We start from the raw sequence: 3,635 nt of genomic DNA on the forward strand, positions 1-3,635 counted from the left end.
AACACCGCCATCCGCGCCTCTGCCTGGGAGCGGAAGCTGCGCCTGTCCAGTAGCTCGCACTCGAGGGTGGCGAAGAAGTAAGCGTTGCCGCGCGGCCCTTCTTGCGGCGGCGTGTTGAGGGCTGAGAGGAATGCCATCGCGGAGATGTGGCGATGGCGAGAGGAATGTTTGGCACTGGTGCCAGCACCGGTGCTGGCGCCGTGGCGTCGGAGCGGGGCGAGATCATCACCCGCGGTGCAGGGCGGCGCAGCTTCAGCGCGGAGGAGAAGGTCACGCTGGTGGTGGAGACGCTGCAGCCTGGCGAGACGGTGACGGCGGTGTCGCGGCGGCACGGCATCTGCACAAGCCTGCTGCGTCGCTGGCGGCGCGCCGCACGGGGTGAGGTTCCGAGCCGGCGGGCGGCGAGACCGCAGTTGCTGCCGGTGCGCATCGTGGCGCCCGATGCGGCGCCTCCGCAGCCCAAGCCAACGCCCGTTGCCGGCATCGCGCCCGCCCCGATCGAGGTGGTGCTGCGCAATGGGCGAGTGCTGCGGGTCGCGACGACGACGGATGCCGCTGCGGTCGCGGGTCTCGCGGCGGCGCTGGAGGCGTGATCGGCCCACCGGCGGGCGTGCGGGTCTGGCTTGCGGCGGGTCCGACGGACATGCGCCAGGGCTTCGACGGGCTGGCGCGGCTGGTGCAGGAGGTGCTGGGGCGTGACCCGTTCAGCGGCCACGTCTTTGCCTTTCGCGGGCGTCGCGGTCACCTGGTGAAGCTGTTGTTCTGGGACGGTCAGGGCCTGTGCCTCTACGCCAAGCGGCTCGACCGCGAGAAGTTCGTATGGCCGGCTGCGCAGGGCGGAGTGGTGTCGCTGACGCCGGCGCAGCTGTCGATGCTGCTGGAAGGGATCGACTGGCGCATGCCGGCCTGGACGGCGCGGCCGGAGGTCGCGGGGTAGCGCTTTCTGCTTGGCGCGGGAGTTGGCGCGTCGTTGACGCGACGCGAGAGGATCGGCGACGATTCCTCCGTGCCCGACGCGCTCGACATCGCCGCACTCCCCGACGATCCGGCGATCCTGCGCGCCTTGCTGATCGAGATGGTGGCCGAGCGTGACGACGCCCGCGCCGCGCGTGATGCGCTGGAGGCGCAGAACGACCGTCTGCGCCACATTCTGCTGAAGCTGCAGCGGCACCAGTTCGGCCGGAAGTCCGAGCAGCTGCCGGAGGAGCAACTCGAACTCGGCCTGGCCGACCTCGAGACGGCGATCGCCAAGGCCGATGCCGAGGCCGAGAAGCGCGATCCGGACCTGCGGCAGGAACGCACGGCCAAGCGCCGGGCCAGCCGCGGCGCGCTGCCCGCCCACCTGCCGCGCATCGAGGTGGTGCTGACGCCGGAGAGCACGGCCTGCCCGTGCTGCGCGGCCGCGATGGTGGAGATCGGCGCCGACACCTCGGAGCGGCTCGACGTGATCCCGGCGCAGTTCCGGGTGATCGTGACGAAGCGGCCGAAGCTCGCCTGCCGGTCCTGCGCCGGCGTGGTGGTGCAGCGGCCGGCGCCGGCGCGCCTGGTCGAGGGCGGGCTGCCGACCGAGGCGACGGTCGCGCATGTGATCGTCTCGCGCTACGCCGATCACCTGCCGTTGTATCGCCAGGCGGGGATCCTCGCGCGGCAGGGCATCCTCGTGGATCGCGCGACGCTGGCGGCCTGGGTCGGGACCGGCGCCGCCGAGGCCGTTCCCGTGGTGCGCCGGATGAAGGAAATCCTGCTGGCCTCGGCGCGGCTGTTCGCCGACGAGACCTCGGTGCCGGTGCTGGACCCGGGCCGCGGCAGAACCAAGACCGGCTGGTTCTGGACGATCGCGCGCGACGACCGGCCCTGGGGCGGCGCTGACCCACCGGCGGTCGTCTACACCTACGCCCGGGCCGCGGGCGCGAGCACGCCAGGGCGCTGCTGGGCGGCTACCGCGGCATCCTGCAATGCGACGGCTATGCCGGCTACAAGACGCTCGCCGCGCCAGCGACGGGTCCGGGCCCGGCGGTCGTGGCGTTCTGCTGGAGCCATGCGCGGCGACAGTTCTACGACCTGGCGCTGAAGGCCAAGGCACCGGTCGCCGAGGAGGCCCTGCGCCGCATCGGCGCGCTCTACGCCATCGAGGCCGAGATCCGTGGCGCCCCGCCCGAACGGCGCCTGGCCGTGCGACAGGCGCGCAGCCGCCCGCTCGTCGAGGCGCTGTTCGCCTGGTTCGAGGCGACGCTGGCGAAGCTGCCGGCGCGCAGCACGATGGCCGAGGCGATCCGATACGCGCTGAACCACCGCGACGGCCTGCTGAGGTTCCTCGACGACGGCCGGATCGAGCTCGACACCAACAGCGTCGAACGCGCCGCGAGGCCCGTGACGCTCGGCCGCAAGAACGCGCTGTTCGCCGGCTGCGACGAGGGCGCCGAGGCCTGGGCCGCCATCGCCTCGCTGATCGAGACCTGCAAGCTCAACAGCGTCGATCCGCAGCGCTACCTCACCGACCTGCTCACGCGCCTCGTCGAGGGCTGGCCGCAAAGTCGGATCGACGAACTCATGCCGTGGTGCTGGGCGAAGACAGGCCAAGCCTGAGCCGCCGCGACAGCAAGGGCCGGAGAGCAACGCTTACGCGAAGAACGCCTCGGCCATGGCGTTGTCGTAGGCGTCACCGACCGAGCCGGTGGAGGGGCGGACGCCCGCCTCTTTGCATTTCAAGCCGAAGGCCACCGACGTGTATTGGGTGGATTCAGATGGTCGTCGCAACACCGGTGCGGAGGGTGGAGCGATGGCGGGGAGAAGGCGGTCGGAGAGGTCGCTGAGGGCAAAGGCGGCATCGCCTGGCAGGCCAGGGGTAGCGCGTCGGGAGGACCGACGGCGGTTCTGGGCGTTGATCGCGGCGGGGCAGTCGAGCGAGGCCGCGGCGATGGGCGTGGGTGTATCGCAGGCGGTAGGCACGCGCTGGTTCCGGGATGCGGGAGGGATACCACCGGCGACGCTGGCGCCATCCTCGACGCCGCTGTCGGGCCGCTATCTCTCTTTTGCGGAGCGCGAGGAGATCGCGGTGTGCCGAGCGCAGGGGCTTGGGGTGCGGGAGATCGCGCGGCGCCTCGGCCGGGCGCCGTCGACGATCTCACGGGAATCGCGGCGGAACGCGGCGACGCGCGGCGGCGGGCTGGAGTACCGAGCGACGACGGCGCAATGGCATGCGGAGCGGGCGGCGCGGCGACCGAAGGTGGCGAAGCTGGCGACGAACGCAGCGCTGCGGGCGTATGTGCAGGATCGACTGGCCGGCGCCGTGGCGGCGCCAGGTGGGGCGATGGTTGCCGGGCCGTCGGTGGCGTGGAAGGGACGTCGGCATGGGCGGCGAGGTCCACGGCGCTGGGCGAGGGCGTGGAGCCCGCAGTAGATCGCCGAACGGCTGCGGCTGGATTTCCCGGACGATGGTGCGATGAGGATCAGCCACGAGGCCATCTACCAGGCGCTGTACGTGCAAGGGCGCGGGGCGCTGCGACGCGAGCTGACGGCGTGCCTGCGGACCGGTCGGGCGCTGCGGGTGCCGAGGGTGCGGACACGGGGCCGAGGCAAGTCGCATGTCGGGCCGGAGGTGATGATCAGCGAGCGGCCTTCGGAGGCAGAGGACC

At 72.1% G+C, this 3,635-nt stretch carries 2 protein-coding genes and 2 pseudogenes; all 4 read left to right on the forward strand.

The window, feature by feature from the left end:
• Positions 1-164: 164 nt before the first annotated feature.
• Entirely contained in the window at positions 165-593 is a 429-nt protein-coding gene (gene tnpA, locus G3576_RS30835) for an IS66-like element accessory protein TnpA (protein ID WP_164698313.1), read from the forward strand.
• Complete coding sequence (gene tnpB / locus G3576_RS30840) at positions 590-937, forward strand: IS66 family insertion sequence element accessory protein TnpB (protein ID WP_164698314.1); 348 nt, start codon at positions 590-592, stop codon at positions 935-937. Before tnpA ends, tnpB begins: the two co-directional genes overlap by 4 nt.
• A gap of 138 nt (positions 938-1,075) precedes the next feature.
• Positions 1,076-2,586: pseudogene (gene tnpC, locus G3576_RS30845) on the forward strand (IS66 family transposase).
• Between the two features lie 193 nt (positions 2,587-2,779).
• A pseudogene (locus G3576_RS30855) lies at positions 2,780-3,635 on the forward strand (transposase); the annotation flags it as partial.

Source organism: Falsiroseomonas algicola (genome assembly GCF_011040385.1).
Classification (GTDB): Bacteria; Pseudomonadota; Alphaproteobacteria; order Acetobacterales; family Acetobacteraceae; genus Falsiroseomonas; species Falsiroseomonas algicola.